Source organism: Streptomyces spiralis (assembly GCF_014654675.1).
GTDB classification, from domain to species: Bacteria; Actinomycetota; Actinomycetes; order Streptomycetales; family Streptomycetaceae; genus Streptomyces; species Streptomyces spiralis.
This window is the reverse complement of the sequence record NZ_BNBC01000039.1, coordinates 1-25361: the sequence shown is the minus strand read 5'-3', so window position 1 is coordinate 25361 and position 25361 is coordinate 1. Positions and strand designations below refer to the sequence as shown.

Annotated in this window: 24 protein-coding genes; 14 read left to right on the top strand and 10 right to left on the bottom strand. The window is 70.6% G+C overall.

Annotated features, from left to right (window positions below):
- The first annotated feature begins 108 nt into the window (after nt 1-108).
- Genes IE318_RS31830 through IE318_RS31820 form a run of 3 tightly spaced genes read left to right on the top strand, consistent with a single transcriptional unit; the run spans nt 109 to nt 4098 of the window.
- Complete coding sequence (locus tag IE318_RS31830; RefSeq protein ID WP_189905922.1) at nt 109-2460, top strand: RNA degradosome polyphosphate kinase; 2352 nt, start codon at nt 109-111, stop codon at nt 2458-2460.
- A complete protein-coding gene (locus tag IE318_RS31825; protein ID WP_189905920.1) occupies nt 2441-3634 on the top strand; it encodes a CHAD domain-containing protein in 1194 nt (397 codons plus the stop codon). Before IE318_RS31830 ends, IE318_RS31825 begins: the two co-directional genes overlap by 20 nt.
- A 32-nt stretch (nt 3635-3666) precedes the next feature.
- The gene (locus tag IE318_RS31820) at nt 3667-4098 is read left to right on the top strand and encodes an NUDIX hydrolase (protein ID WP_189905918.1); all 432 of its coding nucleotides are present in this window, start codon (nt 3667-3669) and stop codon (nt 4096-4098) included.
- Between the two features lie 34 nt (nt 4099-4132).
- Here the strand turns inward: IE318_RS31820 and IE318_RS31815 are convergent, their stop codons facing one another.
- Nucleotides 4133-4315, bottom strand: a complete 183-nt coding sequence (locus tag IE318_RS31815; RefSeq protein WP_189905916.1) for a hypothetical protein — start codon at nt 4313-4315, stop codon at nt 4133-4135.
- Between the two features lie 144 nt (nt 4316-4459).
- Between IE318_RS31815 and IE318_RS31810 the strand changes: the two genes are divergently transcribed.
- On the top strand, nt 4460-5314 hold the full coding sequence (locus tag IE318_RS31810) for an SCO4651 family lipoprotein (RefSeq protein ID WP_189905914.1): 855 nt from the start codon (nt 4460-4462) through the stop codon (nt 5312-5314).
- Nucleotides 5315-5450: 136 nt separating this feature from the next.
- A complete protein-coding gene (locus tag IE318_RS31805; RefSeq protein ID WP_189906024.1) occupies nt 5451-5618 on the top strand; it encodes a hypothetical protein in 168 nt (55 codons plus the stop codon).
- Between the two features lie 28 nt (nt 5619-5646).
- Here the strand turns inward: IE318_RS31805 and IE318_RS31800 are convergent, their stop codons facing one another.
- Nucleotides 5647-6012, bottom strand: a complete 366-nt coding sequence (locus IE318_RS31800; protein WP_030183793.1) for a metal-sensitive transcriptional regulator — start codon at nt 6010-6012, stop codon at nt 5647-5649.
- A 203-nt stretch (nt 6013-6215) separates the two neighbouring features.
- Between IE318_RS31800 and IE318_RS31795 the strand changes: the two genes are divergently transcribed.
- Nucleotides 6216-6836: a DUF47 domain-containing protein gene (locus tag IE318_RS31795; RefSeq protein WP_030183796.1), complete on the top strand. Its 621-nt coding sequence runs from the start codon at nt 6216-6218 to the stop codon at nt 6834-6836.
- A 7-nt stretch (nt 6837-6843) separates the two neighbouring features.
- Nucleotides 6844-7842, top strand: a complete 999-nt coding sequence (locus IE318_RS31790; protein WP_030183798.1) for an inorganic phosphate transporter — start codon at nt 6844-6846, stop codon at nt 7840-7842.
- 132 nt (nt 7843-7974) lie between these two features.
- On the opposite strand, the gene pstB is transcribed toward IE318_RS31790, so the two are convergent.
- The 4 genes from pstB to pstS form a co-directional block, all read right to left on the bottom strand.
- On the bottom strand, nt 7975-8751 hold the full coding sequence (gene pstB / locus IE318_RS31785) for a phosphate ABC transporter ATP-binding protein PstB (RefSeq protein ID WP_030183801.1): 777 nt from the start codon (nt 8749-8751) through the stop codon (nt 7975-7977).
- A gap of 46 nt (nt 8752-8797) precedes the next feature.
- Nucleotides 8798-9862: a phosphate ABC transporter permease PstA gene (gene pstA, locus IE318_RS31780; protein ID WP_030183804.1), complete on the bottom strand. Its 1065-nt coding sequence runs from the start codon at nt 9860-9862 to the stop codon at nt 8798-8800.
- Nucleotides 9859-10866 (bottom strand): phosphate ABC transporter permease subunit PstC, encoded by a 1008-nt coding sequence (gene pstC, locus IE318_RS31775; RefSeq protein WP_030183806.1) that lies wholly within the window; start codon nt 10864-10866, stop codon nt 9859-9861. Before pstC ends, pstA begins: the two co-directional genes overlap by 4 nt.
- 111 nt (nt 10867-10977) lie before the next feature.
- A complete protein-coding gene (gene pstS / locus IE318_RS31770; RefSeq protein ID WP_189905912.1) occupies nt 10978-12111 on the bottom strand; it encodes a phosphate ABC transporter substrate-binding protein PstS in 1134 nt (377 codons plus the stop codon).
- Between the two features lie 306 nt (nt 12112-12417).
- On the opposite strand from pstS, the gene IE318_RS31765 reads away from it, so the two are divergent.
- Nucleotides 12418-14007 carry an FAD-binding oxidoreductase gene (locus IE318_RS31765; protein ID WP_189905910.1) on the top strand — a complete coding sequence of 530 codons (1590 nt, stop codon included), beginning with the start codon at nt 12418-12420 and terminating at the stop codon, nt 14005-14007.
- A 60-nt stretch (nt 14008-14067) separates the two neighbouring features.
- Here the strand turns inward: IE318_RS31765 and IE318_RS31760 are convergent, their stop codons facing one another.
- The 3 genes from IE318_RS31760 to IE318_RS31750 all read right to left on the bottom strand — a co-directional run bounded on the left by IE318_RS31760 (nt 14068) and on the right by IE318_RS31750 (nt 16826).
- Nucleotides 14068-14775, bottom strand: coding sequence for a phosphatase PAP2 family protein (locus tag IE318_RS31760; RefSeq protein ID WP_030183814.1), 708 nt, complete (start codon nt 14773-14775; stop codon nt 14068-14070).
- 155 nt (nt 14776-14930) lie between these two features.
- Nucleotides 14931-15938, bottom strand: coding sequence for a C40 family peptidase (locus IE318_RS31755; protein WP_229903874.1), 1008 nt, complete (start codon nt 15936-15938; stop codon nt 14931-14933).
- Nucleotides 15939-16028: 90 nt separating this feature from the next.
- Nucleotides 16029-16826: a trypsin-like serine peptidase gene (locus IE318_RS31750; protein WP_189905906.1), complete on the bottom strand. Its 798-nt coding sequence runs from the start codon at nt 16824-16826 to the stop codon at nt 16029-16031.
- A gap of 457 nt (nt 16827-17283) precedes the next feature.
- On the opposite strand from IE318_RS31750, the gene IE318_RS31745 reads away from it, so the two are divergent.
- From IE318_RS31745 to IE318_RS31720, 6 genes are all read left to right on the top strand, one after another.
- Nucleotides 17284-17592, top strand: coding sequence for a DUF8827 family protein (locus IE318_RS31745; RefSeq protein ID WP_014673544.1), 309 nt, complete (start codon nt 17284-17286; stop codon nt 17590-17592).
- Between the two features lie 246 nt (nt 17593-17838).
- A complete protein-coding gene (locus IE318_RS31740) occupies nt 17839-18696 on the top strand; it encodes a hypothetical protein (RefSeq protein WP_189905904.1) in 858 nt (285 codons plus the stop codon).
- On the top strand, nt 18686-20020 hold the full coding sequence (locus IE318_RS31735) for a hypothetical protein (RefSeq protein ID WP_189905902.1): 1335 nt from the start codon (nt 18686-18688) through the stop codon (nt 20018-20020). Before IE318_RS31740 ends, IE318_RS31735 begins: the two co-directional genes overlap by 11 nt.
- Before the next feature lie 14 nt (nt 20021-20034).
- Nucleotides 20035-21576: an SCO6880 family protein gene (locus IE318_RS31730; RefSeq protein WP_107473544.1), complete on the top strand. Its 1542-nt coding sequence runs from the start codon at nt 20035-20037 to the stop codon at nt 21574-21576.
- Between the two features lie 14 nt (nt 21577-21590).
- Nucleotides 21591-23015, top strand: coding sequence for an ATP-binding protein (locus IE318_RS31725; RefSeq protein WP_030183832.1), 1425 nt, complete (start codon nt 21591-21593; stop codon nt 23013-23015).
- 15 nt (nt 23016-23030) lie between these two features.
- Nucleotides 23031-24671 (top strand): type IV secretory system conjugative DNA transfer family protein, encoded by a 1641-nt coding sequence (locus IE318_RS31720; protein WP_373311335.1) that lies wholly within the window; start codon nt 23031-23033, stop codon nt 24669-24671.
- Between the two features lie 3 nt (nt 24672-24674).
- Here IE318_RS31720 and IE318_RS31715 read toward each other — a convergent pair whose 3' ends face one another.
- A complete protein-coding gene (locus tag IE318_RS31715; protein ID WP_229903873.1) occupies nt 24675-25241 on the bottom strand; it encodes a GNAT family N-acetyltransferase in 567 nt (188 codons plus the stop codon).
- Nucleotides 25242-25361 lie beyond the last annotated feature (120 nt).

The following is a 25361-nucleotide window of genomic DNA, read 5'->3' as shown; positions in this document are numbered from 1 at the left end:
TGACACCGGGCCCGGGGGCAGCCGCTGATCCCTGTGAGCCGCCCCCCGCTATCCGGCACGTCATGTCTCCGTAACCGGCGATTCAGACGGTCTTGCGACGCTCACTCAATGAGACCCGCCGTGCCAGAGCCTTCGCCGCCCCCCGAGGGGACCGCAGCCGTGCTCCCGCCCGCGCTTTCCGACGCGCCTGTCTTCCCCATGGCGCGGAAGAATGGGTTCATGAGCCAGTCAGACACCCAGGCCGCAGCGCAGGCCCCGCACGTCCAGCCCTCCGTGGGCTCCATAGCCGCGCACCGCCCGCACACCGTGGCGGCGGCGGTCTCCGACCTGGACCCCGATCTCGACGCCGACCTCGACGCCTACGAGGTGACGGACGCCGAAGGGGAACAGCTGCCGCAGGGACGGTTCCTGGACCGGGAGCGCAGCTGGCTCGCCTTCAACGAGCGGGTCCTGGAACTCGCCGAGGACCCGAACACGCCCCTGCTGGAGCGGGCGAACTTCCTCGCGATCTTCGCCAGCAACCTCGACGAGTTCTTCATGGTCCGGGTGGCCGGCCTCAAGCGCCGTATCGCCACCGGAGTCGCCACCCGGTCCGCCTCCGGTCTCCAGCCCCGCGAGGTGCTGGAGATGATCTGGGCCCGCTCCCGCGAGCTCATGGCCCGGCACGCCGCCTGCTACCACGAGGACGTCGCCCCCGCCCTGGCGGAGGAGGGCATCCACCTGGTCCGCTGGAACGAGCTGACGGAGAAGGAGCAGGCCCGCCTGTTCACCCTGTTCCGGCAGCGCATCTTCCCTGTGCTGACCCCGCTGGCGGTCGACCCGGCGCACCCCTTCCCGTACATCTCCGGCCTCTCCCTGAACCTGGCCGTCGTCGTACGCAACCCGGTCACCGGCCACCGCCACTTCGCCCGCGTCAAGGTGCCGCCGCTGCTCTCCCGCTTCCTGGAGAGCTCCCTGGGCCGCTACGTCCCCCTCGAGGACGTCATCGCCGCCCACCTGGAGGAACTGTTCCCGGGCATGGAGGTCCTGGAGCACCACACCTTCCGGCTCACCCGCAACGAGGACCTGGAGGTCGAGGAGGACGACGCCGAGAACCTGCTCCAGGCCTTGGAGAAGGAGCTCATGCGGCGCCGCTTCGGGCCGCCGGTGCGCCTGGAGGTCGAGGAGTCCATCGACCGCGAGGTGCTCGACCTCCTCGTGCGCGAGCTGAAGATCAGCGAGGCCGAGGTGTACCCGTTGCCCGGCCCGCTCGACCTCACCGGCCTCTTCCGCATCCACAGCCTCGACCGGCCCGAGCTGAAGTACCCCAAGTTCGTCGCCGGCACCCACCGCGACCTCGCCGAGGTCGAGTCGGCGTCCGCGCCCGACATCTTCGCGGCCCTGCGCCAGCGGGACGTCCTCCTGCACCACCCGTACGACTCCTTCTCCACCTCCGTCCAGGCCTTCCTGGAGCAGGCGGCGGCCGACCCGGACGTCCTCGCCATCAAGCAGACCCTGTACCGCACCTCCGGCGACTCCCCGATCGTCGACGCGCTCATCGACGCCGCCGAGGCCGGCAAGCAGGTCCTGGTCCTGGTGGAGATCAAGGCCCGGTTCGACGAGCACGCCAACATCAAGTGGGCGCGCAAGCTGGAGGAGGCCGGCTGCCACGTCGTCTACGGCCTCGTGGGCCTGAAGACCCACTGCAAGCTGTCCCTGGTGGTCCGCCAGGAGGGCGACGACACCCTGCGGCGCTACAGCCACGTCGGCACCGGCAACTACCACCCCAAGACCGCACGCCTGTACGAGGACCTCGGCCTGCTCACCGCGGACCCGCAGGTCGGCGCGGACCTGTCCGACCTGTTCAACCGCCTCTCCGGCTACTCCCGCCGCGAGACCTACCGCCGGCTGCTCGTCGCCCCCAAGTCCCTGCGGGACGGCCTCGTCTCGCGGATCAACAAGGAGGTCCAGCACCACCGCGCCGGACGGCCCGCCTCCATCCGCGTCAAGGTCAACTCGATGGTCGACGAGGCGGTCGTCGACGCCCTCTACGGCGCGTCCCAGGCGGGAGTGCCCGTCGACGTGTGGGTGCGCGGCATCTGCGCGCTGCGCCCGGGCGTACCGGGCCTGTCGGAGAACATCCGCGTCCGCTCGATCCTCGGCCGCTTCCTGGAGCACTCGCGGATCTTCGCCTTCGGCAACGGGGGCGAACCGGAAGTGTGGATCGGCAGCGCCGACATGATGCACCGTAACCTCGACCGCCGTATCGAGGCCCTGGTACGGGTCACCGACCCGGCCCACCGAGCCGCGCTCAACCGGCTCCTGGAGACCGGCATGTCCGACACCACCGCCTCCTGGCACCTCGGCCCGGACGGCGACTGGACCCGGCACGCGGTCGACGGTGACGGCCAGCCCCTGCGCAACATTCAGGAGATGCTCATAGACGCCCGGAGGCGCCGGCGTGGCACAACGACACCTTGACCCGACGGACCCCACGGCCGCCGGACCGGTGGCCGTCGACGCCCTCGCGGGTTATCTGCGGGCGCAGGCGACGGAGTTCCTCCGCGCCCTGCGCCTGCACCGCGAGACCGGCGGCAGCGGCGCCGCGGGCGGCAGCGAGGAATCCGTCGACGCGGCCCGGGCCCTGCGCCGCGCGGCCCGCCGCATCAGCGGCACCCTCCACACCTTCCGCCCCCTGCTGGACGAGACCTGGGCGGAGGAACTCCGCCCCGAACTCGCCTGGCTCTCCGGCACCCTGGCCCGGGAACACGCCTACCAGGCCCGCCTGGACCGCCTGTTGCAGGCCCTCCACAGGCTGTCCCCGCAGACGGATGTCCCTGACGTAGCTGCGGGCAGTCGTACCTCCCCCGGTGCTGAACGCCTGGGAGGTACCCCCAGGGCGGCACGGGTGGGCGATGGGGGTGCCCCCGCGCGAGCTCGTTCGAGCGTGGGGGAGGCACCCGGGACGGCCGGAACCGTTCCCCACCCAACCGCACCCACCCCCGACCGCGGCAACGGCAACGGCAACCTCACCGTGGGCGCCGCAAAAGCAGGCGCCCTCCTGGACCGCCAGCTCACCCTCGCCCGCACCCGAGCCCACTCCACAGCCCTCCAAGCCCTCGGCTCCAGCCGCTTCCACGCCGTCGCCGACAAGGTCGCCGTCCTCGCCAGCGACGTCCCCCTCACCCCCACCGCACACACCATGGCCCCCCACCCCCTCGCCACCGACGCCGAAGAACGCCTGACGGACGCCGTCGCCGCGCTCCCCCTCGTCACCGCGGGCAGCCCGTACAACGCGGCCGCACTGGTCCACGGCCTGTCCCCGGACCCGTCCCCGCACCCCCAGGACGCCCCCTGGCACCAGGTCCGCCTGCTGCTGCGCCTGCACCGGTACGCCCAGGAGGCACTGCACGCCGTCGACGGGGAGGGCGCCCCCGTGGACGTACGGCTTCTGACGGCCGGCCGCGCCCTCGACCGGCACCGCGACGCCTCGGAGGCGGCGGCCGCCGCGGCCGCGGCCGCCCGTACGCCCCGCATCGCCCCGGCGACGGCGTACGCCCTCGGCGTGCTCCACGCGGATCAGCGCCACGAGGTGGAGGCGGCCAGGTTCGCCTTCCAGCAGGCGTGGCAGATGCAGGCGATCGGCGCGAACTGAAAGGCACGAACCGAAGGAGGCGGTGAGCCCCGGTGCCGCGTACGAAGGAAACGAAGGACACCGTCGTCCGGGCGGCCGGCTGCGTGCTGTGGCGCCGCGCGCCGTCGGGCGGCTCCCTCGAGCTGTGCCTGGTGCACCGGCCGAAGTACGACGACTGGTCCTGGCCGAAGGGAAAGCTCAAGCCCGGCGAGGACCCGCTCGCGGGCGCGCTGCGGGAGGTGGCGGAGGAGACCGGGTACACGGCGGTTCCGGGCGTGGAGCTGAGCACCGTCGCCTACATGGCGGGCGGGCGCCCCAAGCGGGTGCGGTACTGGGTGGCCGAGGCCACCGCGGGCCGTTTCACCCCCAACAAGGAGGTGGACCGGCTGCGTTGGCTGCCGCCCGCCGCCGCCCGCGACCGGCTGACCCAGTTCCGCGACCGCGAACTCGTCGACGAACTGCTGACGGCCCTGCGCCTGACCTGATGCCGTGGAACGGCCCGGCGCCCCTTCGGGGCCGTCAGGCGTCCCGCGCGTGCCCCTCCGCGTCCGAGCGGGCCAGGCTGCGCGCCCGGCGGGCGGGGCCGCGCCAGCCGCAGCTGCACCGGGCCAGGCAGAAACGCCCCTGTTCGACGGTCGTCGTGCGGTGTTCCTGGTGCTGCCGTTGCTCTTGCGCAGGGCCGAGCCCTTCTTGTCGCGCCACGCCGACCACGCTACCCACGCCAGATGAACAACCGGTTGCGGCTTCCTGTGGGTGCCGCCCCGGCGCGTGACGGGCCTCAGCACTCGTCGTTGAACCGAGGGACAGGGGCCCGTGACGGACGGACCGGCTGGGGGTAGGCAGGCGATGGCGGAGCGGCAGCGGCGGCAGACGGGCAAGGCGGTGCTCGCGGCGGGGCTGTTGCTCTGCGCGTGTGCCACCGGATGCTCCGGCGACGGCGTGGCCGCCGAGGACTCGCGCGCGGCCCACGACCCGGTGCGGACCGTGCGCCAGGCGCCCGAGGCGCTGCTCGCGGCGGGCAGTTCCCAGGCCCGTACGGCGATGGAGATGGCCGCGGGCGGCACCCGCGTGACGATCCGCGGCGAGGGGGTCTACGACTTCCGGCAGCAGCTCGGGCGGCTGACGCTGGTGCTGCCGCAGGACCCGGCCGGGGCCCCCGAGCACCGGCCGATCACCGAACTGCTCGCTCCGGGCGCCCTGTTCATGAAGAACCGGGGCGCGGGCGTGCCCGCCGACAAGTGGGTGCGGGTGGAGACGGCGACGCTCTCCGACGGCAACCTGGTCACCGGCGGCGCCACCGACCCGTTCGCCGCCGCCCAGGTGCTGCGCGGGACGCGCACGGCGGCGTTCGTGGGGGACACGCAGGTGGCGGGTGTCGCGGTGCGGCACTTCCGGGGCACCGCCGATCTGGCGCTGGCGGCGGAGAACGCCTCGGCGGCCGACGAGGCGGCGCTGAGGGCCGCGCTGAAGGCGGCGGCGAAAGGGTTCGCCACGGCCGATGTCCCCTTCGACGTCTACCTCGACGACCAGGGCCGGGTCCGCAAGCTCCGGCAGCGCTTCAGCTTCGTCGGCGGGCACGGGCACGGCAAGGAGACGGTGGCCGTCTTCTCCACGACCCTGCTGTACGCCTTCGGGACCCCGGTGAGCGTGACGCTGCCGCAGTCGAAGGACATCTACGCCGGCCGGATCGCCGAGCAGTGAGAGGGGCACCGGGCGGCCCGGTGAAGCGGCCCGGTGGCCGGAAATGACCGGCGAACTAGCCCTTCCGTGCCATGCGCGGTCCGTGGACGGCTCCCTACTCTAGGAAGCCGGCGACGACAGAGAAGAGGTGACGCGCGTGGCTCCGGTGGGTACGGCAGTCCAGGACCACGTGGCCCTCGCCGAGATCGAGCTGTGCGGAGAGCTGATCATCGCTGCCTCGGCGGCCCGGGAGCGGCTCAGCCTGGAGAGCATCGACGAGGTGCTGAGAGTCGCCGAGGAACGCCGCACCGGCTCCGACGGCTGAGCGGGCCCCGCCGGCCCCCTGCGCGTGCTCAGGTACGCAGCAGCCGCCCGATCGCCTTGGTGGCCTCCTCCACCTTCGCGTCGATCTCCGAGCCGCCCTTGACGGCCGCGTCGGCCACGCAGTGCCGCAGGTGTTCCTCCAGCAGCTGCAGGGCGAAGGACTGCAGGGCCTTGGTGGAGGCGGACACCTGGGTGAGTATGTCGATGCAGTAGGTGTCCTCGTCGACCATCCGCTGCAGTCCGCGGATCTGGCCCTCGATCCGGCGCAGCCGCTTGAGGTGCTCGTCCTTCTGCTTGTGGTAGCCGTACGTGGCGTGCTCATGCCCGGCGTCCTCGGGGAGCGCGGCCGTGGTGCCGTCGGAGGGCGCCGTCGCGCCGGCCTCGGTGGTCGTCATCGCGTCCTCCCGCTCGTAACGGAGTCAAGGGCATACCCCTGCCGGGTATATCGTACCGAATTTTCCGGGGTAGGGACCCCTGGCAAGCCCCCGTGACGAGCACCGTGCCCGATGGGCGACACTGGGGGACGGCCCCTTAGCCGTGGCCGGATGATGCGCTTAGCATCACCCTGACCGAAACCGAAGCACCCCGAGGACCCCACGTGCGCTTTCGTCTGACCCCCAGGGAGACGAGCTTCTACGACATGTTCGCCGCGTCCGCGGACAACATCGTCACGGGATCGAAACTCCTGATGGAACTGCTCGGGGCGGACGCTTCCGCCCGGGCCGAGATCGCAGAGCGTATGCGGGCCGCGGAACACGCAGGTGACGACGCCACGCATGCGATCTTCCACCAGCTGAACTCCTCCTTCATCACGCCCTTCGACCGCGAGGACATCTACTCCCTCGCGTCGTCCCTCGACGACATCATGGACTTCATGGAGGAGGCCGTCGACCTGGTCGTCCTCTACAACATCGAGGAACTGCCCAAGGGCGTCGAGCAGCAGATCGAGGTCCTGGCGCGGGCGGCCGAGCTGACCGCCGAGGCCATGCCGCACCTGCGCACGATGGAGAACCTCACCGAGTACTGGATCGAGGTGAACCGTCTGGAGAACCAGGCGGACCAGATCCACCGCAAGCTCCTCGCCCACCTGTTCAACGGCAAGTACGACGCGATCGAGGTGCTCAAGCTCAAGCAGATCGTGGACGTACTGGAGGAGGCGGCGGACGCCTTCGAGCACGTGGCGAACACGGTGGAGACCATCGCGGTCAAGGAGTCCTGAGGCGTCCATGGACACCTTCGCTCTGATACTGACCATCCTGGTCGCCCTCGGCTTCGCCTACACCAACGGCTTCCACGACTCCGCGAACGCCATCGCCACCTCCGTCTCCACCCGCGCGCTCACCCCGCGGGCCGCGCTGGCGATGGCCGCGGTGATGAACCTCGCCGGCGCCTTCCTGGGCAGCGGGGTCGCCAAGACCGTCAGCGAGGGTCTGATCGAGACCCCCAGCGGCGGCAAGGGGATGGGAATCCTCTTCTCGGCGCTGCTCGGCGCCATCGTCTGGAACCTGGTCACCTGGTACTTCGGCCTGCCCTCGTCCTCCTCGCACGCCCTGTTCGGCGGCCTGGTGGGCGCGGCCCTGGCGGGCGGTACGGCGGTGCACTGGAACGGCGTCCTGGACAAGGTCGTCACGCCGATGTTCCTGTCGCCGGTGGTCGGCCTGATCGTCGGCTACCTGGTCATGGCGCTGATCATGTGGATCTTCCGCCGGACCAACCCGCACAAGGCCAAGCGCGGCTTCCGTATAGCGCAGACCGTCTCCGCGGCCGGCATGGCGCTCGGCCACGGCCTCCAGGACGCCCAGAAGACCATGGGTGTCGTGGTGATGGCGCTGGTCATCGGCGGCGTCGAGACGTACGGCGACCCGATCCCGGTGTGGGTGAAGCTGATCTCCGCGCTGATGCTGTCGCTGGGCACCTACGCGGGCGGCTGGCGCATCATGCGCACCCTGGGTCGCAAGATCATCGAGCTGGACCCGCCGCAGGGCTTCGCGGCCGAGGCGACCGGCGCGTCGATCATGTTCGGCACCGCCTTCCTGTTCAAGGCGCCGATCTCCACCACCCACGTCATCACCTCGGCGATCATGGGTGTGGGCGCGACGAAGCGGGTGAACGCCGTCCGCTGGGGCGTGGCGAAGAACATCGTCCTCGGCTGGTTCATCACCATGCCGGCCGCCGCGATCGTGTCGGCCCTGGCCTTCTGGCTGATCAACCTGGCGTTCCTCTAGGAGCGTCGGCCGTGGCGGGAGCGCCCGGCCACAACGCGTAGGGCCCGCCCCCGGGAGCCAGGGGCGGGCCTTTCCGCATCCTCACGGTGGCACCGCCATGCAGCACCGCGAGGGGTCAGGTACCGGCTCGGATCAGCCGAAGCGGCCGGAGATGTAGTCCTCGGTCGCCTGGACCGAGGGGTTGGAGAAGATCCGCTCGGTGTCGTCGATCTCGATCAGCCGGCCCGGCTGCCCGACGGCCGCCAGGTTGAAGAACGCCGTACGGTCCGAGACACGCGCCGCCTGCTGCATGTTGTGCGTCACGATGACGATCGTGAAGCGCTCCTTCAGCTCGCCGATCAGGTCCTCGATGGCGAGGGTGGAGATCGGGTCCAGGGCGGAGCAGGGCTCGTCCATGAGCAGCACCTTCGGCTCGACCGCGATCGCACGGGCGATGCACAGCCGCTGCTGCTGACCGCCCGAGAGCCCCGAGCCCGGCTTGTTCAGGCGGTCCTTGACCTCGTTCCAGAGGTTCGCGCCCTTGAGCGACTTCTCGACGATGTCGTTCAGCTGGCTCTTCTTGTAGTTGCCGTTCAGGCGCAGGCCCGCCGCCACGTTGTCGAAGATCGACATGGTGGGGAACGGGTTCGGCCGCTGGAACACCATGCCCACCTCGCGGCGGACGGACACCGGGTCGACCCCGGCGCCGTAGAGGTCCTCGGAGTCCAGCATCACCTTGCCCTCGACCCGGCCGCCCGGCGTGACCTCGTGCATCCGGTTCAGGGTGCGCAGGAACGTCGACTTGCCGCAGCCGGACGGCCCGATGAAGGCCGTCACCGAACGCGGCTCGACCGTCATCGAGATGTCCTCGATCGCCTTGTGGGAGCCGTAGTAGGCGGTGAGCCCGCTCACGTCGATTCGCTTGGCCATGACTACTTCTTCACTTCCAGTCGTCTCAGTCGCTGAGTGGCCGCCGTCAGCGACCGGTCTTGGGGGCCTTCCAGCGGGCGATGCCGCGGGCCACCAGGTTGAGGATCATCACGAAGGCGATGAGGGTGAGAGCCGCCGCCCAGGCGCGGTCGTAGGCCGCGCCGGAACCCGAGCTGTTCGCGTACTGCTGGTAGATGTACAGCGGCAGCGAGCCCTGCGGGTCCTTGAAGGGGTTGGTGTTGATGAAGTTCGTACCCCAGACCAGCAGCAGGACGGGAGCGGTCTCACCGGTGATGCGTGCGATGGAGAGCATCACACCCGTGGCGATGCCGCCGATGGACGTCGGCAGGACCACCTTGAGGATGGTGCGCCACTTCGGGACGCCCAGCGCGAGGGAGGCCTCGCGCAGCTCGTTGGGGACGAGCTTGAGCATCTCCTCGGTGGAGCGGACCACCACGGGCATCATCAGGATCGCCAGGGCGAGCGAGCCGGCGAAGCCGGAGTAGCCCATCTTGAGGATCAGGATCCAGAAACTGAGGACGAAGAGGCCGGCGACGATCGAGGGGATGCCGGTCATCACGTCGACGAAGAAGGTGACGGCCTTGGCGAGCCCGCCGCGCCCGTACTCGACCAGGTAGATCGCGGTCAGCACACCGATCGGCACGGCGATCAGGGTGGCGAGGCCGACCTGCTCCAGGGTGCCGAGCAGGGCGTGGTAGATGCCGCCGCCCGGCTCGGTGTCGGCGACGCCGGCCATGGAGTGGCTGAGGAAGTAGCCGTCGAGGACCTTCACACCGCGCTTGGCGGTGGCCCAGATCAGGGAGGCCAGCGGGACGACGGCGACGAGGAAGCAGACCCAGACCAGGCTGGTGGCGATGCGGTCCTTGGCCTGCCTGCGGCCCTCGACCCGGCTTGCGACGACATAGGTGACGAGGACGGCGAGGACGGCGGCGATCAGGCCCCACTGCACCTTGCTGTCCAGTCCGGCGCCCAGGCCGATGGCCACGGCCACGGCGACGGAGCCCACGACGACGGCGAGCGGGAACCACTTGGGAAGGCTGGCGCCGCGCAGCGAGCCGGCGCGCTTGTCGGTGACGGCTGGCGTGCTCATGCGTTGGCCCCCGAGTACTCCTTGCGGCGGTTGATGATCATGCGGGCCGCACCGTTGACCAGCAGGGTGATCACGAACAGCACGAGACCGGAGGCGATCAGCGCGTCCTGGCCGAACTCGGTGGCCTCGTTGAACTTGCTCGCGATGTTCTGGGCGAAGGTGCCGCCGCCCGGGTCCAGCAGGCTGGCCTTGATGTCGAAGGTCGGGGAGAGCACGGTGGCGACGGCCATCGTCTCGCCGAGCGCGCGGCCGAGGCCGAGCATCGAGGCGGAGATCACACCGGAGCGGCCGAAGGGCAGCACCGACATGCGGATGACCTCCCAGCGCGTGGCGCCGAGGGCCAGCGCGGCCTCCTCGTGCATCTGCGGGACCTGGCGGAAGACCTCGCGGCTGACGTTGGTGATGATCGGCAGGATCATGATCGCCAGCAGGATGCCCACGGTGAGCAGCGACCGCGGGGCGCCGCCCTGCCAGGACAGGATGCCGGTCCAGCCGAAGTAGTCGTCGAGCCAGCCGTACAGACCGTTCAGGTGCGGTACGAGGACCAGGGCGCCCCACAGGCCGTAGACGATCGACGGCACGGCGGCCAGCAGGTCGATCACGTAGGCGATGGGGCCGCTGAGCTTGCGCGGGGCGTAGTGCGTGAGGAACAGCGCGATGCCGACCGCGACCGGGACCGCGAGGGCCATGGCGACGATCGAGGAGACGACCGTGCCGAACGCCAGCACGGCGATGCCGAACTGGGGCGGCAGCAGGCCGGTGTTCCACTCGAAGGTGGTCAGGAAGTTGCCGTCGTCCTTGTTGATGGCGAGGGCGGCACGGTAGGTGAGGAAGACCGCGATCGCGGCCATGATCACCAGGAGCAGGATGCCCGACCCCCGGGAGAGCCCGAGGAAGATGCGGTCCCCGGGACGGGTGGCGCCACGGGTGGCGCGCTTGTGGGCGCCCGGGCCCGTGGGGGTGAGGGGCGGCGCTGCGTCGTTGTGCTGTGTTGTTGTGTCCATCGGGTTCTCCGGTCTGCGGAGCCGTACGCGGTGTACGGGCTCCTGGCGGCGGTGCACCGGACGATGCGGTCCGGGTCCCGTTCGGTGGCGGGACCCGGCCGCACGCTCAGATCAGCTCAGGCCCGAGATGGTGGAGCGGACCTTGGTGATGATCTCGTCGGGGATCGGCGCGTAGGAGGCACCGGTCAGCTGCTTCTGGCCGTCCTCGGAGGCGATGTAGGACAGGAAGGACTTCACGGCCGGCAGGGTGTCGGCCTTGTTGCCCTTGTCACACGCGATCTCGTAGGTGACCAGGGTGAGCGGGTAGGCGCCGTCCTCCTTCGGCTCGTAGTTGAGCTTCAGCGCCATGTCCTGCCCGGTGCCGACCACCTGCGCCGAGGCGATGGCCTTGGTGGCGTTCTCGACGGTGGCCTTGGCCGGGGTGGCGGCGCCGGTCTTCAGGTCGACGGTCTTGATGCCGTCGGAGGCGTAGGAGAGCTCGAAGTAGGAGATCGCGCCGGAGGTCTGCTTGACCTGCTGGGCGAGGCCGGAGGAACCCTGCGCGGACTGGCCGCCCTTGGCCTGCCAGGCCTTGCCGCCCGAGTACGGCCAGTCGCTCTTGGCGGTGGCGATCAGGTACTTGGTGAAGTTGTCCGTGGTGCCGGACTCGTCGGAGCGGTGGAACGCCTGGATCTTCAGGTCGGGCAGCTTGGCGCTGGGGTTCAGCTTCTTGATCGCCTCGTCGTTCCAGTTGGTGATCTTGCCATTGAAGATCTTGGCGATGGTGGCCGGGTCGAGCGTCAGGCTGTCCACGCCCGGGACGTTGAAGCCGACCGCGATCGGGCCGCCGACCATGGGCAGGTCGATCGCCTGGCCGCCGGAGCAGACCTTCTTGGACTGGTCGATCTCCTCCGGCTTCAGCGGGGAGTCCGAGCCGGCGAACGCGGTCTGGCCCTGGAGGAAGGCGGTGATGCCGGCGCCCGAACCGGTCGGGTTGTAGTTGATCTGGACGTCCTTGCAGGCCTGGCCGTACTGCTTGACCCACGCGTCGATGGCGTTCTTCTGCGCCGAGGAACCGGACGCCTGCAACTGGCCCTTGGCGCTGTCGCACTTGACCGAGCCGGGAGCGGCGGCGGCGGACGAGCTGCTGCCGCCGCCGTCCTTGCCGCTGTTGTTGTCGGAGCCGCACGCCGTGAGGGCCAGGGCGCCGGAGGCGGCGAGGACGCCGAGAGCGAGTGCCCGCCGGTTCTTGCGCTGAAGCTTCACTGAGGGAGTTCCTTCCAGGAGCCGCCGTCCTGATCGGCGGCGTGCGAAGAGTGGTGGACGCCGATGCGGCGAGATGCCGCATCAGCACCGGGTAAGGCCGAAATTAGGCAGAACAGGTGAAGCCGCCGATGGCCGGAAGTGAACGAGGGGTGAACCCCTGCCGACGGTGCGGTGAGGTCACGGAACGCTCACGGGGAGGGCACGCGAAGGTCCCGACGGACGGGCCGCGACCGCCCGTTCAAACTTCCTGGAACCCGCCGGGCCGGGCCGTCGTCTCGGTCCACGGGAGCGACGGGAGGCACAGACATGGAACGGCGTGCGTTCATCGGGGGCGGGGCGGCGGCGGTGGCCGGGCTGGTCACGGCCGCGTGCAGCGGCGGCGGCAGCGGGTCGGCCGCGGGGGCGGCCGGTACGGCCGCCGGAGCGAACTCATCGTCCTCCGGCGGGGCGCCCTCCGGCACGGGGACGCGCGCCACCGGCGCCGCGGCCCCCGCCGGCTGGACCGCGCTCGGCCGCGCCCTGGACGGCACCCTGATCCGCCCCGGCGACGCCCACTGGAGCACCGCCCACCAGCTCTACAACACCCGTTTCGACGGACTGAGGCCCGCCGCCGTCGCCTACGTCGCCCACGCCGACGACATCCGTACGACGCTCTCCTACGCCCGCGCCCACCGCCTGCGCGTGGCCATCCGCAACGGCGGCCACTCCTACGCCGGCTGGTCCTCCGGCGACGGCCGCCTGATCCTCGACGTCTCCGGGCTCAGCCAGGTCAGGGCCAGTGGCACATCGGCGGTGGTCGGGGCCGGCGCCAAACTCATCGACGTCTACCGGGCGCTCACCGCGAAGGGCGTGACGATACCCGCCGGCTCCTGCCCGACGGTCGGCGTCTCCGGCCTGGTGCTGGGCGGCGGCCACGGCGTCGTCTCCCGCGCCTACGGCCTGACCTGCGACAGCCTCACCCAGGCCACGATCGTCACGGCCGACGGCCGTCAACTGACCGTCAGCGCCACCGAGAACAAGGACCTGTTCTGGGCGCTGCGCGGCGCCGGCAACGGCAACTTCGGCGTCGTCACCGAACTGCGGTTCCGCACCCACCCCGCGCCCCAGGGGGTGTCCGCCTACCTGACCTGGCCGTGGGCGAAGGCGGCGGCGGTGGTGACGGCCTGGCAGGAGTGGGGCCCCGGTCAGCCGGACGAGATCTGGTCCTCCCTCCACCTGGAGAACACACCGGGCGGCACCCCGAGGGTGTCCGTGGCCGCCTTCTCCCTCGGCACCTACGGCGAGCTGCAGAACGCGGTGGACCGCCTGGCCGCCAGGATCGGCGCCCGTGCCTCCAGCGTCTCGCTGAACCGCCACTCCTACGAGGGCGCCATGGAGGCCTACGCCGGCTGCTCGTCCTTCCCCACCGAGCCCCAGTGCCACCTGCCCGGCTCGACACCCGGCCGCTCCGCGCAGGGCAGGCTCGGCCGCGAGACCTACGCGGCCCGCTCCGACTTCTTCGACCGGTCCCTGTCCGCCGCCGGCGTGCAGACGCTGCTGTCACAGCTTCCGTCGGTGCGGGGCGGCGCGGGCAGCATCGCGCTCACCGCACTCGGCGGCGCGGTCAACCGTGTCTCCCCCACGGCGACGGCCTTCGTCCACCGCCGCTCGCGCATGCTCGCCCAGTACATAGCGTCCTGGAGCCCCGGCACGACCGGCACGAGCGCCCGGTCCTGGCTCACGTCCGCCCACACCGCGATGAGGCCGTACGCCTCCGGCGCCGCCTACCAGAACTACACCGACCCCGCCCTGACGAACTGGCGCACGGCCTACTACGGCGCGGCGGCCCCCCGCCTCAAGCAACTGAAGCACCAGTACGACCCGGAGGGTTTCTTCACGTACCCGCAGGGGCTGTAGGCGCAGCCGCCGTCGCTGAGGCCGGCGGTGCGCTCGCCACGCTTGCGGGGTGCCGCTGCGCTATGCCGCCAGATCCCGCTCCTCCGCGGCAGCCAGCTCATCCCCCCGTGTCCCGGCCAGCACAGCCCCCCGGCGCACCCCGGCCGACCGAGCCCGCACGACCCACGCCCCCCACCGAGCGCCCTCGACAGCCTTCAGCACAGGCGTGAGCAGCGCCATGGCGACGGGCGACAGCAGCAGCGCCACCGCCGTACCCAGCGCGAACCCCCCGACCACGTCCGTCGGATAGTGCACGCCCATGTACACCCGGCAGAACCCCTCCAGCAGCGCGAGCCCTATCCCCACCAGCCCGAACCTCCGGTTGGCCACGAACAGCGCCACCCCCATCGCCATGGTGAGCGTCGCGTGATCGCTGACGAAGGAGAAGTCGGTCTTCCCCGACACCAGGACGTCCAGCCCCTGATGGTCCCGGAACGGCCGGGGCCGCTGCACGAAACCCCGGATCGGCACGTTCACCAGCACCGCGATGCCCGCCGCGAGCGGCGCCCACACCAGCGCGGCCACGGAGGAGGCGGCATTCTCGGCGCCCCGCCGCCGCACGGACCACCAACACCACACCACCAGCAGGACCATGGCGAGCAGCAGCCCGTACTCACCGACGTACTCCATGACCCGGTCGAACCAGTGCGGCGCGTCCTTGGCCAGGCCGTTGATGTCGTAGAGCAGGTCGACGTCGGGGTTCGACCCGGATTCGGCGAGTCCAGCCATCGTGCTGCGGCCCCTTCGTCGTGTCCTTGGACGTCAGTACGTCAACAGGAACGCACGACCCCGTTTGATACGTTCCACGGTCCACCGAATGATCACGCAGACGTTATCGAAGAGAGACTCGTCGTCGCAGCTCAGGGGTGGGGTTCACGCTCGGTTCACACCGAGGTGGGGAGCGCTTTCGCGCCATCTTCGGTGACCCGGGTGGCCCCGAAGTAGTCCGGTGTGTCGATCGGGTCGAAGCGGATGACCGCCCCCGACCGCGGCGCGTCGATCATGTACCCGCCGCCGACGTAGATACCCACGTGCCGAATGGCCCGGGAATTGGTCGGATCGTCGGAGAAGAACACCAGGTCGCCCGGGAGCAGTTCCTCCCGCCGGGGGTGCGGACCCGCGTTGTACTGGTCGTTGGCCACCCGCGGCAGGCTGATCCCCACGCTCTCGAACGCGGCCTTGGTCAGCCCCGAGCAGTCGAACCGCCCGCCCTGGTCGGCGGTGCCGTTCCCGCCCCAGAGATAGGGCGTACCGAGCTTGCTCTGAGCGTAGGAGATCGCACCGGCGGCCTGCTGCGAGGGATCGACCCGCGTGGCGGGCGCGGCGAAGCTCTTCTCCAGGGTCGTGATCGTCTTCACGTAGTTCTGGGTCTCCGCGTACGGCGGCACACCCCCGTACTTGATGACGGCGTACGCCCCCGCGTTGTAGGCCGCGAGCATGTTGTGCGAGAGATCGCCGGGCACGTCCTTCACGTACTTCGCGAGCTCGCAGTCGTAGGACGCGGCCGAGGGGATCGCGTCGTCCGGGTCCCAGACGTCCCGCTTGCCGTCCCCGTCGCCGTCGACGCCGTGCGTGGCCCAGGTCCCCGGGATGAACTGCGCGATGCCCTCCGCCGCGGCCGCCGACCTGGCGTTCGGGTTGAACCCGCTCTCCTGGTACAACTGGGCGGCGAGCAGGGCAGGGTTGAGGGCGGGACACAGATTGCCCCACTTCTGCACGAGCGACTGGTAGACGGCCGGCACGGCCCCCTTGGCGAGTCGGACGGCCCCGCCGCCCACCCCGTTGACGAGGTTGCCGGCGACGACGTACACGCCGACCACGAGCAGCATCACGAAGGCGACCCCGGATCCGACGGCGGCGATCGCCACGACCCATGCCTTACGCACCGTCAACCACCCCTCGCCGCCCGGGAGTCAGTCCGCCCAGGACAGTCTAGGGGGCTACCGCGGCCGGCCCAGCGGAAACGGGCCGCGGATCGGCCCTCACGGATCGGCGGCGGCGTCCTTGTAGAGCGCGGCCGCCTCGGCGCCGAAGACGACGCTGTACGACGTGTCGGCCGTGGACCCGCCCTGCTCGTGCCCGCCGAGCACCCCGACCACCTGCCGGTCGCCGTTGATCCACGGGCTGCCGCTGGTGCCGCTGGTGAACTCGGGGCAGTCGATGCGCTGCTGGGTGCTGCTGTGCGGGTGCGGCTTGTTGGTGCAGGTGATGGGCACCTCGCGGGAGTCCGGATACCCGGTGACCGTCACCGCGGTCGCCCCGGTCGCCACCCCGCTGACGAAACGGTTGCTGCCGACGACGTCCTCGATGTTCCTGCCGACCTTCGGGGCGATCACGGCGAAGGCGAGGTCGCTGTCCTCGTCCTGGTCCTTGGACCAACCGTCGGGCAGGAAACGCCGCTTGACCTGCCATACCCCGTACGGCGCCTTGCCGTCCCGGTATCCCGGCGCGAAGACCAGATCGCTGCCGTCTGTCAGGCAGTGCGCGGCGGTGAGGACGAGGTTCCGGTTGGGGCTGTGCACGACCGACGCGGTGCAGAAGTGGTTGCCGGGGAGGTCGCCGGCCTTGTCGGCGCCGAACAGCGCCCCGATCCGCGCGCTCTGCGCGTTCTCCGCGATCACCGCGGTCACCCCGAGGGGGCCTGGCCCGTCGGAGGCGGACGCGACGGAGGCCGACGTCACGGCGATCAGCACCAGACCGACGAACAGCGCGGAGTTCCGGGTGCGGGCGCGCGGACGTACGTGACGGACGTGGCTCTGGATCCCTGAGGTGCGCTTCATCAGGCCCCACTGTGTCCCAAGAAGGTGAGAAAGGGATCCCGACTTCACTGAGATTTTTCTGTGAAACCCCCGTTCACCGCACACTCTGCCCGGCATCGTCCCTCTTGCCCCACCTCACCCGCACCCGGCACGGGCCACCTCCCCGCGCACCGCCCGCAGCCGGACTGGGCGTACGGACATGCGAGTTCGGCCTCTTCACGACCGGCACGGCGTGAGACCATCGTCAGGGCACGCGACCACACGCCACCACTCACCCGACCGGCCGTCAGAAGCCCTGCGGGAGCGTGAAAAGTGTGCTAGGCGTGACCTGCCGTGATACACAGAGTAACCGTACGCACGAAACCCGTCGGCAATGGCGTCAAGTCGACATACGCGGGCGTCATTGTCGGTGACAATGAGGCCTGACCTCTGCGTGCCCGCAGGGGTCCGGAACTACCCACCAGGGGCGGTGACTTACATGCTCTTTGCGGCCGACAAGGGAGACATCAACACCATCATCGGCGGGATCGCTCCGGACTGGGGCCCCTTCGGCAGCCTGGGCAACGAGGCGAAGGTGATGATCGAGGTGGTGATGGCGGTGGCCATCCTGCTCTGCCTCGGCATCGCCGTCTGGGGCGCGGCGAAGCAGCGTATCGGCGCGACGGCCCTACGGGACACCTTCAGCGCCGAACAGGGCAAGGGCCTCATCATCGCCGGCCTCACGGGCGTCTTCATCATCGGCTCCCTCGGCACACTGTTCACCATCGTGTACGGCATGGCGGTGTAGATCGCCGCCCTGTGCCCGGCGCACACCCGCGCATGCCGCGCACGGTGCCCCGCCCGCGCCGCCGGCCGGCCCGCCCGGGCGCGTCCGGTGCCCCCGCTGCCCCCACCCACCCACCGTGCCCACCGGCCGAGGTTGCGTTTCCCTGATGTCGAGTCACCACACCGCGCCCACGCGGGAACCAGCACGGCTACCGTCGTACTCCTACGCGTTCCGGTACGAGGTCGAGGTCGAGGGGGCGTACGGGACATGAGTCTCGGAGACGAGCACGGACACGGCGATTCCGCGCGCGCCGACGACGAGCTGTACGCGGGCGGCGGGCAGACCCGCACCCGGCTCCCCGAGCGTTCCACCGACCCCTACGGCGGTGCCCGCCGCGGCCCCCGCTCGTCCTCGCGCAGCCTGATCACGGTGGTCGCCGTCGTCGTCCTCCTCGTCGCCGCGATCGCCTTCGCGAACCGCGGTGGAGGCGGCTCCTCCTCCGCGGACTCCGGCGGCCACGGCAACGACCCCAAGGCCTCCGCCACCGCCCCCACGGGCAAGCGCCCGGTCACCACGAAGACGAGCGGCATCCCCTCCGGCTTCGGCCACGACGAACAGGGGGTGCAGAGCGCGGCGGCGAACTACGCCGTGACGCTCGGCTCGACCGGCATGTTCAAGAAGGACAGCCGGCACGCCATCGTGGACCTCCTCTACACGCCCCAGGCCGCGGCCAGACTCCAGGGCCCCATGGACCAGGCCTACTCGCCCGGCTTCCTCGACAAGATGGGCCTGAACGCAGACGGCGAGGCCCCGGCCGGCAAGACGTTCGTCTCCCGGGTGGTCCCCGTGGGCACCACCGTGCAGCAGTACAGCGCCGACAGCGCCAAGGTCGCGGTCTGGTACGTGGGGCTCATCGGGATGTCCGGTGAGACCTCGACCGACCCGGTCACCTCGTCCTGGAAGACGTGGACGTTCGACCTGCGGTGGACGAGGGACGACTGGAAGATCGTCTCCGACGCGCAGCAGAACGGCCCAGCCCCCGTCCCCGGTGACGACAAGGCCGCCACCTCCGACGAGATCCGCAAGGCCATCGAAGAGTACGGAGGGTTCACGTATGCCCGGTAGCAGGCAGCGCGCGCTCGAACTCACCGGAGTCGTGGCAGCCGTGCAGACGTCGGTCGTGCTGCTGGCGACCCGTGCCGTCGCCGCGCCCTCGCCCAGCCCGACACCGTCGCCGAGCAAGAACAACTGCGACCTCATCTTCGGCGAGGCCAAGAAGTACTGCGAACGCGGCAACGGCAGCAGCGGCGGAGGTTCCGACGCACCCGACCCCACCTCCGCCCTCGACCCCCTCTCCTCCCTCGCCAAGGGCTGTGCCGACGCCGCCTCCTGGACGATCGACAAGCTCAGCCACGCCGTGAAGGAGACGGCCAACGTCGACTTCACGAACCAGAAGTTCCTGCAGCAGTACGCCGTCGTCTTCGCCGCGTCGACGATCCTCACCCTGCTGCTGTGGCTGCTGGCCGTGGCCAAGCGGGCCGTGCGCGGCGTACCGCTGACCACCGCGATCTCCGAGGCGATCGGCTTCCTCTGGCTGACCGTGCTCGCCTCCGCGTTCACCCCGCTGATCCTCTACACGGTCGTCTCGGCCGCCGACGGCGTCTCCGACGTGCTCGCCAAGGCGACCGGGGACCAGGCGGACACGTTCTTCGGCACGTTCTCCGCCGCGCTCGGCAAGGGCAACGAGATCGGCGGCGGCCCGATCATGCTGATCGTCGTCTCCCTCGTGTCGATCCTCGCCGCCGGAGTGCTCTGGCTGGAGCTGGTCATCCGCGCCGCGCTGCTCTACGTCGGCGCGCTGCTCGGAACGGTCGTCTACGCGGGACTCGTCGACAAGAACCTGTGGGGGCACGTCCGCCGCTGGGCCGGCATCATGATCGCGGTGATCCTGGTCAAGCCGGTCATCGTGATCGTGCTCGGGCTCGCCGGGGCCCTGTCGTCGGACGACAACGGCCCCGGCGCGTTCTCCGCCGTCGTCTCCGGCCTCGCCATCATCCTGCTCGCCATCTTCGCCAGCGCGATGATCTACCGTTTCGTCCCCGGCTTCGGCGACGAGATCGCCGCCGGCCGCAACAACCGCATCATGCAGGGCGCCGAGAGCAAGGCCGCGGCCGTCATCAGCTCCCCGGCGACCCTGGTCGCACAGGGCATCAAGACCCACAGCACCCGGGCCGACAGCAACGGCGCCGCGGCCGGCCACACGCCCGCGCCCCGCCCGGCCAACCCCGTCTCCGGTGGCGTCGCCGCACACAGCACACGCGTCCCGGACGGCGGCGGATCCGTCCCCTCCGCCGCACCTGCTCCCCGCGCACCCAGCCCGGTGAACACTCCCCACGCCAGCAGCAGCCGCAACAGCAGTACCAACCGCACGGGAGGTGAAGGGCGTTGACGACCGAGTCCCACATGTCCCATACGGTCACGCCCCGCCGTACGTATCTGATCGGCCGCGCCCGGCCGAACGCGATCATCGGCCGCAACCGCGAGACCGGCGAGATCGCGCTGATCGTCGTGGGCGCGTTCATCGGCATGATGTGCGGGCTCCTCGTCCCCGTGCTGCCCCTGCGGATCGTCCTGCTGACGGGCTTTCCGCTGCTGGCGCTGGCCGCGGTCTACGTGCCGTACCGGCACCGCACCTTCTACAAGTGGTTCGAGATCAACCGCAGTTACAAGCGCACCGTCAAGCGGGGCGCCGCCTACCGCTCGGGCGTGATGGAGGCCGGAACGCGCATCGACGGACGGGAGATCGAGATCGGTCCGCCGCCCGGGATCGGCCGCATCACCTGGCTGGCCGCGCCCTTCGGCCCGGACGAGATCGCCGTACTGCTGCACGCCGACCGCAAGACCGTCACCGCCGCGATCGAGATCGAGGGCCCCGGCGTCGGACTGCGCGACTCCGAGGACCAGGAAGCCCTCGTCGACCGGTTCGGCACCCTGCTCAAGCACGTCGCCAACGGCGACGGCTTCGTCACCCGCCTCCAGATGCTCGCCCGCACCCTGCCCGCCGACCCCGACGCCCACGCCAAGGACGTCACCCAGCGCGGGGACGAGCGCGCGCCGGCGTGGCTGCGGCAGTCCTACGACCAGCTCCAGTCCATGGTGTCCACCAGCAGCGAGCAGCACCGCGCCTACCTGGTCGCCTGCATGCACTACAGCCGCGAACTGGCCGCCGAGGCCAACGCCATGGCGCGGGCGGCCCGGGCGCAGTCCGGCCGCAGACTCGACCGGGACGCGGGTCTCGCCGTCGTCATGGCGCGCGAGCTGACCGACATCTGCTCCCGGCTCCAGGAGGCCGACATCCGCGTACGGCAGCCGCTCGGTCAGGGGCGGCTGGCCTCGCTGATCCACTCCATGTACGACCCGGACCACCCGATCGACCACATCCAGGCGATGACCCAGCGCAACGCCTGGCCGGCCGAGCTGGACGCGATGGAGCCGACGTACCTCCAGGCCAAGACCCGCGAGTCCGCCACCCGCCAGCCCTGGTGCCACGCCACCGCGTGGATCAAGGAGTGGCCGATGACCCCGGTCGGCGTCAACTTCCTCGCGCCGCTCCTCGTCCACACCCCGGACGTCATCCGCACGGTCGCCGTCACGATGGACCTCGAACCCACCGAGGTCGCCATCGAACGCATGCTGACCGAGAAGACCAACGACGTCGCCGAGGCCAGCCGCGCCGCCAAGATGAACCGCACCGTGGACCCGCGCGACGTCCAGGCCCACCACCGCCTCGACCAGCGCGGCGAGGACCTCGCCAGCGGCGCCGCCGGCGTCAACCTGGTCGGCTACATCACCGTCTCCGCCCGCACCCCCGAGGCCCTGGCCCGCGACAAGCGGACCATAAGGGCCTCGGCCGGAAAGTCGTACCTGAAACTGGAGTGGTGCGACCGCGAGCACCACCGCGCCTTCGTGAACACGCTCCCGTTCGCCACCGGAATCCGACGGTAGGGGCTGATGCTCTGATGCGGGACCCGCTGACCGCACTCACGGACGCCTTCACGTCCTTCCTGTTCGGGAAGGTCGAGACGACCCGGCTGCCGGTGCGCACCTCCACGGGCCAGGCCCAGGCGGTCTACCTGCCCACGGCCGCACCCGGCCTCGGCGACTCCGGCGTCATCATCGGCCGCGAGGTGTACTCCGGGAAGGGCTACATCTACGACCCCTTCCAGCTGTACGGCCAGCAGCTCCCCGCCCCGCACTGGCTGGTCCTCGGCGAGTCCGGCAACGGCAAGTCGGCGCTGGAGAAGACCTACGTCCTGCGCCAGCTGCGTTTCCGCGACCGCCAGGTCGTCGTCCTGGACGCCCAGGGCGAGGACGGCGTCGGCGAATGGAACCTCATCGCGCAGGAGCTGGGGATAACTCCCATCCGGCTGGACCCGACGGCCGCACTCGACCACGGCATCCGGCTCAACCCCCTGGACCCGGCGATCACGACGACCGGGCAGCTCGCCCTGCTCCGCACCATCATCGAGGTCGCGATGGGGCACGGCCTGGACGAGCGGTCCGGCTTCGCGCTGAAGGTCGCACACGCCTACGTCAACGAGTCGATCGTGGAGCGCCAGCCGGTCCTGTCCGACATCGTCGAACAGCTGCGCCACCCCGAGCCGGAGTCGGCCGAGGCGATGAACGTCGCCATCGACGACGTGCGGGCGTGGGGCCTGGACGTCGCCCTGGTCCTCGACCGCCTGGTCGACGGCGATCTGCGGGGCATGTTCGACGGACCGACGACGGTCGGCATCGACCTGGACGCCCCGCTGATCGTCTTCGACCTCTCCCACATCGACCGCAACTCCATCGCCATGCCGATCCTGATGGCGATCGTCGGCGTGTGGCTGGAGCACACCTGGATCCGCCCCGACCGCAAGAAGCGCATCTTCCTGGTCGAGGAGGCCTGGCACATCATCAACAGCCCCTTCGTGGCGCAGCTGTTCCAGCGGCTGCTGAAGTTCGGCCGCCGGCTCGGTCTGTCCTTCGTCGCGGTCGTCCACCACCTGTCCGACGTGGTGGACGGGGCGGCGGCGAAGGAGGCGGCCGCGATCCTGAAGATGGCGTCGACCAGGACGATCTACGCCCAGAAGGCCGACGAGGCCAGGGCCACCGGCCGGGTGCTGGGCCTGCCCCGTTGGGCGGTGGAGATCATCCCGACCCTGACGCCCGGCATCGCGGTGTGGGACGTCAACGGCAACGTCCAGGTCGTCAAACACCTGGTCACGGAGACCGAACGGCCGCTGGTCTTCACCGACCGCGCCATGACGGAGTCGTCCCGCGACCTCGCCGCCGACGACGCACTGCGCGCCGCCGAGCTGGAGGCCGAACAGCGCGCGGCGGCCTTCATGGAGCAGCACGTCCCCGATCTGGGCGGCTCCTCCGAGTCGACGGTGGCGTAAGGGGGGCGCACAGAGGTGGGACCGAACGACCACTATCCAAGACAGCAGGGTCAGGGTCAGGGGCAGCAGGCGCAGGGCCGGAGGGACGGCCAGGGCGGCATCCCGGACGGCCTGCTGATCGGCCTCCTGGCCTTCCTTCTCGGCATGACCCTGCTGGTGTGGACGGCCACGGGCCTGGCCGGTCTGTTCGCACACGGCGCCTGGCCGTCCGGGGTCACCTTCACCCGTACGCCCCTGGCCATGCGCCACCTCGTCGGCGAGCCGCACGACATCGCCGGCGCCTGGCCGGACACCCCGACCGGGCAGCTCTCGGGTTACGGGCTGTTCTGGGGCCTGTTCATCGGCCAGCTGATGGTGCTGTTCGTGCTGACGGTGTTCGTGATGGGCACGGTGGCGAGATGGCGGGCCGGGCGGGCGAGAAGACGGGCTGAACAAGCGGCGGCCGCGCAGCCTTGGGAGGCGGCGGCCAGGGAGCCGCGGGAAGCGGCCGCGAGAGGTCCGCGGGAGGCGCCCGTTTCCCCGGTCCCCCACGAGGTCCCCACGCAGAGGGCGGCCCCGGAGCCTGCGCCACAGCCCGAACCACAGCCCGAACCGCAGCCCGAGCCGGGGCCTGGACCGCAGCCCGGACAGCAGCCTGGATCACAGGCCGGTCCGCAGCAGCCGTCGCTCGCGCCGGCCCAGCAGCCGAGGCCGGCGCCCGAAACCCGGGAACCGGTGTTCGCGGGCGGCCGACGGACCACGGTGTTCGTGGCACCGCGTGAAGAGCGGCAGGTGACCGCCGCCCAGGCGATCCGCGACGCGGCAGGCCCCGCCCTCGTGGTCACCTCCAACCCCGCCCTGTGGCAGGAGACCAAGGACTCCAGGGCCAAGCTCGGCCCGGTCCTCCTCTACGACCCCGGTCACCTCTGCGACACCCCGGCACGCCTCCACTGGTCGCCCATCAGCGGCTGCGAGGACAAGGAGACGGCGGTGGCGAGAGCGGACGCCCTCCTCGCCCCGGTCCGCCCGACGGCCAGGATCGACCAGGCGGTGAGCGACACCGCACACACACTCCTGCGCAGCTATCTGCACGCCGCGGCCATCGACGGCCGCACCGTCCGCCACGTCCACCGCTGGTCGCAGGGAGGCCAGCTCCAGGAGGCCGTACGGTCCCTGCGTACGAACCCCAAGGCGGCGGCCGGATCCGCCGGCGAGCTGGAGGCCGCACTCACCTCGCATCCCGAACGACGCGACATCGCCCTGGAGCTGACCAGCCGGGCACTGGCCTCACTCGTCATGGTGAACATCCGGGAAGCCTGCACACCCAACCGAAGTGATGCGCTCGCCTTGGATTCCTTCGTGAACGAGGGGGGAACGCTTTATGTGGTCGGGGAATCCATCGAGGATCCCCGCACCAACCCGGGCGCGATGCCGCTGCTGACGGCACTCGCCGCAAGCGTGGTCGAGCGCGGCCGGCGCATGGCCGAACGGTCATCCTCCGGTCGGCTCGACCCACCACTCACGCTCGTCCTGGACGACGTCGCCGCCGTCGCCCCGCTGCCGCAGCTCCCCGAACTGCTCTCCGGCGGAGCCGACCGCGGGATGCCGACGCTGGCCCTGCTGCGCTCCAGGGAACAGGGCCGCGCCCGCTGGCCGCACGACGAGCTTCCGGCGTGACCCTCAGGGGCGCTCGAGGACGTACTCCAGCTCGATCTCGTCGGGGCGGGAGCTCAACGGCACGGTACGCCCGGTAGGCACGAACCCGACCCTGCGATAGAAGCGCTGGGCCCGCCCGTTGTCCTCGTGCACGATCAGCCGCACCCGTTCGGCATCCGCGTTCCACGCCCACTGGAGGGCCTCGTCGAACAGCACCTCCGTCAGCCCGCACCCACGGTGCTCGGGCCGTACGTACACGCCGACGACGTGACCCTGCCGCCGCTCGACGGGGAACCCGGCCCAGTCCGTGGTGCCGGCCCGCTCCAGAAGCATCGTGACGGTCCCGGCCCACTCGCCGTCCGGCCCCTCCGCGATGAACGTCTGGGCCTCGGTCGCACCCACCGCGGCGTTGGTCGCCCGGTCCTGCCAGAAGGAGTCCGGCCGGGCCACGGCCTCGTCGTACGTCTCCAGGAACGCGAGAGGGGCCATCGGGTCCTGCAGGGCGAGGAGCCGCAGCGCCTTCATCGCCGGCCACTCCGCGGCGCGTATGGCGCGGACCATGAACTTCTCATCGCTGTCGGGGCTGCTCATGGGGCCACGGTAGTCCAGCAAAACGAAAAGGCCCACGCCTTTTCGGCGTGGGCCTTTTCTGAAGAATTGTTCGGCGGTGTCCTACTCTCCCACAGGGTCCCCCCTGCAGTACCATCGGCG

Excerpts from the sequence above, each read along its gene's own strand:
- IE318_RS31750 (WP_189905906.1), bottom strand. The coding sequence starts at position 16,826 with ATGAAGCGCACCTCAGGGATCCAGAGCCACGTCCGTCACGTACGTCCG.
- IE318_RS31760 (WP_030183814.1), bottom strand. The coding sequence starts at position 14,775 with ATGGCTGGACTCGCCGAATCCGGGTCGAACCCCGACGTCGACCTGCTC.
- IE318_RS31810 (WP_189905914.1), top strand. The coding sequence starts at position 4,460 with ATGGCGGAGCGGCAGCGGCGGCAGACGGGCAAGGCGGTGCTCGCGGCG.
- IE318_RS31735 (WP_189905902.1), top strand. The coding sequence starts at position 18,686 with ATGCCCGGTAGCAGGCAGCGCGCGCTCGAACTCACCGGAGTCGTGGCA.
- IE318_RS31745 (WP_014673544.1), top strand. The coding sequence starts at position 17,284 with ATGCTCTTTGCGGCCGACAAGGGAGACATCAACACCATCATCGGCGGG.
- pstC (WP_030183806.1), bottom strand. The coding sequence starts at position 10,866 with ATGGACACAACAACACAGCACAACGACGCAGCGCCGCCCCTCACCCCC.
- IE318_RS31730 (WP_107473544.1), top strand. The coding sequence starts at position 20,035 with ATGTCCCATACGGTCACGCCCCGCCGTACGTATCTGATCGGCCGCGCC.
- IE318_RS31790 (WP_030183798.1), top strand. The coding sequence starts at position 6,844 with ATGGACACCTTCGCTCTGATACTGACCATCCTGGTCGCCCTCGGCTTC.
- pstB (WP_030183801.1), bottom strand. The coding sequence starts at position 8,751 with ATGGCCAAGCGAATCGACGTGAGCGGGCTCACCGCCTACTACGGCTCC.
- IE318_RS31800 (WP_030183793.1), bottom strand. The coding sequence starts at position 6,012 with ATGACGACCACCGAGGCCGGCGCGACGGCGCCCTCCGACGGCACCACG.
- IE318_RS31715 (WP_229903873.1), bottom strand. The coding sequence starts at position 25,241 with ATGAGCAGCCCCGACAGCGATGAGAAGTTCATGGTCCGCGCCATACGC.
- IE318_RS31765 (WP_189905910.1), top strand. The coding sequence starts at position 12,418 with ATGGAACGGCGTGCGTTCATCGGGGGCGGGGCGGCGGCGGTGGCCGGG.
- IE318_RS31830 (WP_189905922.1), top strand. The coding sequence starts at position 109 with ATGAGACCCGCCGTGCCAGAGCCTTCGCCGCCCCCCGAGGGGACCGCA.
- IE318_RS31740 (WP_189905904.1), top strand. The coding sequence starts at position 17,839 with ATGAGTCTCGGAGACGAGCACGGACACGGCGATTCCGCGCGCGCCGAC.
- pstA (WP_030183804.1), bottom strand. The coding sequence starts at position 9,862 with ATGAGCACGCCAGCCGTCACCGACAAGCGCGCCGGCTCGCTGCGCGGC.
- IE318_RS31725 (WP_030183832.1), top strand. The coding sequence starts at position 21,591 with ATGCGGGACCCGCTGACCGCACTCACGGACGCCTTCACGTCCTTCCTG.